This window comes from Kitasatospora sp. NPDC004745, from assembly GCF_042873275.1.
GTDB lineage: Bacteria > Actinomycetota > Actinomycetes > Streptomycetales > Streptomycetaceae > Kitasatospora.
In genome coordinates this window covers 1-6297 of record NZ_JBIALK010000059.1, presented here as the reverse complement: position 1 = coordinate 6297, position 6297 = coordinate 1, and the positions used below count along the sequence as shown (strand labels likewise).

Below are 6297 nucleotides of genomic sequence, written 5' to 3'. Positions count from 1 at the left end.
GTCGAGGGCGACGACGCGGGTCTCCCCCTCCCCGTAGACCTTGTTCAGGCCGGTGGCGCGGGCGGCCGCCCGGCCGGTGCGGACGGCGGTTGCGGGGAACGTCACGGGGGTGCTCCAGGGGCTGGGAACGGACTTTCGGATTCCGATCCATCCTCCCAAGCCGTTCGGGCCCGACGCGTATGCCCCGGGGAGGGTCGGCCCCCGCCGTCCCGGCGGCGCGGCGGGGGCCTTCTCCTCCTGAGGTATGACGCCGGTCCCTGAGGACCTTCGTCCCCCTCGCTACTCCACCGCGACCCCGAACGCGCCCGCCAGCCCGAGCAGCCCGTTCGCCACCGACCGGCCCGACGGGCTGAACGTCCAGCCGTCGCCCGACCGTTGGAACGAACCGACGAGCATCGCGCTGTCCGGCACGCCCCCGGTGCCGGCCGCCCACTGCGCCGGGCCGGCCGTGCCCGGGCCGTAGGTCGCCGCCATGGCGACCCCGTGCACGTAGCCCAGCGGCAGGGCCGGCGGCTCCTCCTCCTCGGTGGAGACGGCGACCACCACCTCGTCCACCGCCGGCGCCAGCCGCTCCAGGTCCACGGTCAGCCGGACGGCCCGGGCCGGCTCGCCCGGCACCGAGTGGGTGGGGTGCAGCCGCACCGCGCCGTCCGGGTCCTGCGGGTTGTTGAAGAACACGAAGTGCTCGTCGGTCAGCACCCGTCCGCGGGCGCACAGGAACGCGGTCACGTCCAGCTCCACCGCGTCCCCGCCGGCCGTCCGGCTCTGCCAGCTGACCGTCAGACTGCTGTGCCGCTCGGCCGGTTCGGCCGCCCGGGCCGCCCCGTCGGCGGGAGCCCCGGCGCCCCCGCCGAGCCGGCCGCGCAGCCCCTGCTCCGCCAGCAGCTCGACCAGCTCGGGCCCGCTGACCAGGGTCAGCGGCTTGCCCTCGATGTAGCTGTACGAGCCGCGCCCGAACCCGGCGGTGGTCACCAGGATGCCCTTGTTCGCGCCGTGGTGACGGACCGTCGACTCCAGGTCGCGCACGGCCGTCGGCGGCACCGTCTTCCGGTAGCGCTTCGCCTGGATCACGATCTTGCCGCCGGTCACCGGGTCCAGGTCCTCGGCGACCACGTCCACGCCGACGTCGCCGCTGCGGGCCGTGGTCATCACCCGGAAGCCGCGCAGCCGGAACAGCTCCGCGATCAGCTCCTCGAAGTCGATCGGGTCCATCTCGAAGAGGTCCGGGTCGTCCTCGCCGCCGTGCCCGGCCAGGCTCCCGCCGACCGTCTCCGGCAGCCGGTCCGGCCGCACCTCGTCCAGCCGCTCCGGTCGCGCCGAGAGCTTGCCGCCCAGGCCCTGGAAGCACTCCACCGGTGCCACCCGGTCCAGCGCCAGCCCGGCGAAACCGGCCCGGGAGGCGGTCAGGGTGGACAGGAAGCGCTCGGCCTCCCGGCCCGTCGCCGGGTCGATGCCGCGGACGAAGCCGTTCAGCACCACCGAGTCCAGCATGCCGTCGCGGTCCGCCCGGAAGAGCTCCGCCGCCAGCCGCAGCGCGGACTGCGCCAGCACCTCCCGGTACAGCGCCTTGCGCTCCGTAGCCGGGCGGGCCACCTCCGCCTCGCGGTCGTCCGCCTTCACGTACCGCACCCGCGCGGCGGCCGGGACGACGTCCGCGCCGGGCAGCTCCCAGTTCACCACCAGCTGCCGGCTCGACGCCTCCCAGGCGGCCACCAGCCGGTGCGGGAAGCCCTCCGGCCAGGCCGCCGACGCGTACAGGCCGGCCGTGAAGTACTCCTGCACGGCCTCCGGATCGCCGGCGCGCAGCCGGCGCAGCAACTCCTCGGTGCGGGCGGCGCGTTCCTCGTCCTGGTGACGGAACTGCGCGGCCCAGGCGAGGTACTCCCGGTGGTACGCGGCCAACCGGTGCTGCCGGTCCGCCTCCTGCGCCTGCGCGGCATACCAGTCCTGCTCGAACCGGGCCCGGGCCTGCGCCAGGTACTGCTCGTACTGGCGCTGCACGCCGGGGTTGCGGGCCTGCAGGTGGTCCGGCGGCGGCACGTAGTACGCCGGGGCGCCCTGGTCCGGCATCGGCACCGGGACGCCCAGCGGGCCGGGGTCGAACGGCGGCACCGCGCGCGGCGCCAGCAGCGCCTGCGGGCCGAACGCCGGCGCCGCCAGTCCGGCGGCCAGCAGTCCGCGCAACTCCTCGACCCGGGCGTCCAGTTCGGCGGTCCGCCGGGCCGCCTCCGCCTCCCGGGACTGCTGGTACGCGGCCTTCGCCTCCCGCTCGGTCCGGGCCGTCGCCCGCTGTGCCTCCCGCTGCTCGCGCTCCCGGCGGCGCTCCTCCGCCGCCTCGGCGCGCCAGCGGGCCTCCTCCCGGCGCTGCTGCTGCCGCTGCGCCTCCGCCCAGATCGCCAGCACCCCGTCGTTCCGCCGCCCCGCCACGTCCACCCCTCCTGTCCGCGTCGCCTCCCGGCGACGCCACCGACCGCGCCCGCCACAATAGAACGTGGACACCCTGCCCGGCCAAGCGCCCGCGACCTGCGGCGCCCCGGCCGTGCGGGGCCGCCGTGCGGGGGCGTGCCCCGGCCCGTGTCCTCGGGCGTCCGCCGGTCGCCAGAGGGGGGCCGCAGCCGTACGTCGCGGGGGCCGCTGTCGGTCGCGGCGGGGCCGGCCGCTTCGACGGGGCTCGGGTCTGCGGTCGGTGCCCGCGTCTGCGGTCGGTGCCTGCGCCTGCGGTCGGTGCCCGCGTCTGCGGCCCCGTCTCCGGTCGGCGCCCGCGGCGAGGGCGTCCTACCGTGGAGGAGTCCGATGCCCGCGCCCGGCGGCGGCACCCGCGCCGGGGCGGCCCGCCGCGCGGGAGCGAGGAGCGAGGAGCGATGCGCCGATCGTCAGGGCCGACGCCGCCGCAGCAGCAGCAGCCGCGCCGCGTCCGCCCCGACGCCTCGACGGTGCACCGCGCGGTGCGGGTCACGCTCGCCGCGTGCGCCGGCTTCTACACCTTCCGCTACGTCCTGGACCTCCCGGTGGCGGCCACCTACGCGCTGTTCGCGGCGATCGCGCTCGGCGTGCTGTCCCGGATCGAGGGCTCCGCCCGGGCCCGGGCCCGGACCGTCCTGCTGGCGCTGCCGTTCGCGGGCGCGCTCGTCTGCGTCGGCACCGCGCTCGCCGTGCACGCCTGGACGGCGGCGCTGGGCATGGTCGGCGTCGGCTTCGCGGTGGCCTTCGGCGCGGTCGGCGGGCCCCGGCTGGTGGGCCTGGCGAACGGCCTGCAGCTCTTCTACATCCTCCCCTGCTTCCCGCCGTACAGCCCCGACACCCTCCCGCAACGGCTGCTCGGCGTCGCCGCGGGCCTGCTGCTGCTCGCCGCGGCCGAGCTGCTGCTGTGGCCCGAGCCGGCCCCGCCGGACTACCGGGACCGGCTGTCGGGCGCGGCCACCGCGGTCGCCGACCTGGCCGATCTGGCGGCCCGCGCGACCGCCGACCGGGCCGCCCCCGCGGCGGCCGTCACCGCCGCCACCGACCGGGCCCGCGCCCGCCTGGACGAGCTGCGCTTCTCCCGGATCCCGCTGATGGAACGGCCCGCCTCGGCCGGCGCGGTCGACCGCGCCCTCACCCACTGCGCGACGGCGCTGCACTACACCGGCCCGCAGCTCGTCCGGATCCTCCGGCTGGCCCGCGCCGGCGGGCCCTACCCCGGCGCGGCCGACCTCACCGCGGCCACCGCCGCGACCCTGCGCGCGACGGCCGCCGGGGTGCGGCGGGGCGGCGCCGCCCCGGGGACCGCGCGGGTCGACGGGGCGCTCACCGCCTTCGACACCGAGCGCTCCGCGCACCGGGACGGCTCCGGACCCGACCCGGGCCCGCTCGCGCGGACGGCCCTCGGCACGGCCGCCCTGGACGCCGCCGAGGGCGCCCGGTTCGTCGCCCGCGCGACGAGGGTCAGCCGTCGAGCGCCGCTGCCGCCCGACGACACGCCCGCCGACCAGCGGCCCGGGCCGTTCTGGTACGCCTACGACCCCGCCCCGCTGCTCTGGTGGCGCCGCTTCCGGGCCAACCTGACCCCGCGCTCGGTCGCGTTCCGCAACGCGCTGCGCACCGCCGGGGCGCTCGGCGCGGCCCGGCTGCTGGCCGGCGGCCTCGACCTCTCGCACGGCTTCTGGGTGCTGCTGGCGACCCTCACCCTGATGCGCACCAGCGCGGCCGACACCCGGATGACGCTGCGCCCGGCGCTGGTCGGCACGGCCGGCGGCGCCGCCGTCACGGCCGCCCTGCTGCTCGGGATCGGGGAGCGCCCGCTGGTGTACGCGACCGCCCTGCCCCCGGTGATGCTGTTCGCCTTCACCGTCGGCCCGGTGCTCGGGCTGGCCTGGGCGCAGGGGCTGTTCACGGTGGTGGTCGCGCTGGTCTTCACCCAGCTGGCGCCCGCGAGCTGGCGGCTGGCGGAGGCCCGGCTGGTCAACGTGGCCGCCGGTGCAGCGATCGGCATCCTCGCCGGGTTCTGCGCCTGGCCGCGCGGCGGTGCCCAGGACCTCCGCCGGCGCACCGCCGGAATGCTCGACGACAGCGCCGGAGCCCTGCGGGAGACGGTCGCCGTCGTCACCGGCGCCGGGCCGGCCACGGGCGCGCTGCACCGGGCCCGCCGCTCGGCCCTGCTCACCGAGGCGATGTACGCCCAGTACCGCAGCGAGCGGCACGACCCGGCTGCGGACGGGCCCAACTGGCAGGCCGCCGTCCGCGCCGGACAGCACACCGTGCACGGGGCCGAGCCCCTGCTGGCCCGCATCCCGCCCGGGACGGCGGCCGCCGGCCCCGGCGGCGCGGCGGTGCTGGAGCGGCGGGCGGCGGAGGTCGCGGAGGTGTTCCGCCGGCAGGCCGCGGCGCTGCGGGCGCGCGAACCGGCCGGGGTCGTGCAGCCCGACCTCGCCAGGGCCCGGGCCGCCCTGGTGGGCGGGCTCGACGGGCCGGGCGGGCGGACGGGCGGGCGGCCGGACGGCGAGGTGTCGCCGCACACCGTGGACGTCGCGGTCTGGCTCGCCGGGCTGCTCGACGACCTGGAGCAGGTGCACGGCCCTCCGCCGGACTGAGCCCTGCCCCGTCCCGCCGCCCGGCCGTGCCCCCGCCCGCGGCCGGCCGGCCCGGGTCGGCTCGGGTCGGCCCTGGTCCCCGCCGGTTCCCCCGGGCCGGCCCGTGGTGTCGCCGGGTGCGGGTAGCCTCGCTGGGTCGGCAAGGACCAGAGGGAGGGGACGCCCGTGACGATCGCACCACAGCACCCGGAACGACCCGGCGGCTGGGTCTCCACGGGGCTGAGCTGGCAGGACGGGCGGGCCGTGCTGGGCGCCGTGCGCGGTGCGCAGGTGCACGAGCGGGCCGTCGTGCCGGGCGCGGAGGTGGGGTGGCTGCTCGGCGGTCCGCGCCGCTGCACCGGGGCCTGGCTGGCGGGGGCGACGGAGCGGACGCCCTGCCCGCACCACGCGGTGATCGATCCGGACGGGGCCGCGGTGCAGTGCCCGGCCTGCCAGAGCGTGGACCGCGGCCTGGCCCTCGCGCGGGACCAGATCCTCGACGACGGCCGCACCTACCTGCTCTACCTCGCCTGGTTCGGCGAGGGCCTGCTCAAGGTGGGCCTGACCGCCGAGCAGCGCGGCGACAGCCGGCTGCTCGAACAGGGCGCGCTGGCCTACGCGTTCACCGCCCGGGGGAGCCTTCCGTCGGTGCGCCGCGCCGAACTGACCATCGCCGCCTCGGGCCTGGCCCGGGAGCGGTTCAAGAGCCGGGTCAAGACGGCGCACTGGTGGTCGCACGGCGACGCGGAGCACCGCCGGACCGTCCTCACAGAGGCACGCGCCCGGGCCCACCGGCTGCTGGACGGCCACGCCCTGGAACTGCCCGCCGACCGCCCGGTGACCGACCACGTGGAGCGCTTCGGCCTCACCGGCGGCGCCCCGGAGGCCTACCGGTACGTCCGAGGGCTGGCCGCCGGTGCGGTGGTCGCGGGGCGGCTCAGGCCGCCGGTCGGCCGGCACCTCTTCCTGGACCAGGCGGACGGCTCCGGTCCGCTGCTGCTGGACACCCGGCAGCTCACCGGCTGGGCGCTGACCCCGGTCACCGGCCGGGCGTCCGAGGGGCTGGGGCTGGAGGAGTGCATCCGCCCGCCCGAGCCGGACACCCAGGAGGCGCTGTTCTGACGCCAGGGGCCCGCCCCGGGACGGTGCCACCGCAATGCCGTTGCTTTTGGGGTCGCCGGCCGGTTGAGCCGGTGTGCTGATATCCCGCCTGGAGCGGCTGGGACTTGGAGTCCTGACCCGGTCGTGC

3 protein-coding genes and 1 pseudogene are annotated in these 6297 nt (G+C 78.1%); 2 read left to right on the top strand and 2 right to left on the bottom strand.

Going from position 1 to position 6297, the window contains the following annotated elements; all coding sequences use genetic code 11:
- Together ACFYUY_RS39945 and ACFYUY_RS39940 are read right to left on the bottom strand one after the other, a co-directional pair.
- Positions 1 to 105: pseudogene (locus ACFYUY_RS39945) on the bottom strand (ABC transporter ATP-binding protein); the annotation flags it as partial.
- A 174-nt stretch (positions 106 to 279) separates the two neighbouring features.
- Entirely contained in the window at positions 280 to 2427 is a 2148-nt protein-coding gene (locus ACFYUY_RS39940) for a restriction endonuclease (protein ID WP_387908415.1), read from the bottom strand.
- Positions 2428 to 2861: 434 nt separating this feature from the next.
- Here ACFYUY_RS39940 and ACFYUY_RS39935 point away from each other — a divergent pair, with 434 nt between their 5' ends.
- Both ACFYUY_RS39935 and ACFYUY_RS39930 read left to right on the top strand, forming a co-directional pair.
- On the top strand, positions 2862 to 5069 hold the full coding sequence (locus tag ACFYUY_RS39935) for an FUSC family protein (protein WP_387908413.1): 2208 nt from the start codon (positions 2862 to 2864) through the stop codon (positions 5067 to 5069).
- Positions 5070 to 5234: 165 nt separating this feature from the next.
- Complete coding sequence (locus tag ACFYUY_RS39930) at positions 5235 to 6170, top strand: DUF2797 domain-containing protein (protein ID WP_387908410.1); 936 nt, start codon at positions 5235 to 5237, stop codon at positions 6168 to 6170.
- The last annotated feature ends 127 nt before the right edge of the window (positions 6171 to 6297 follow it).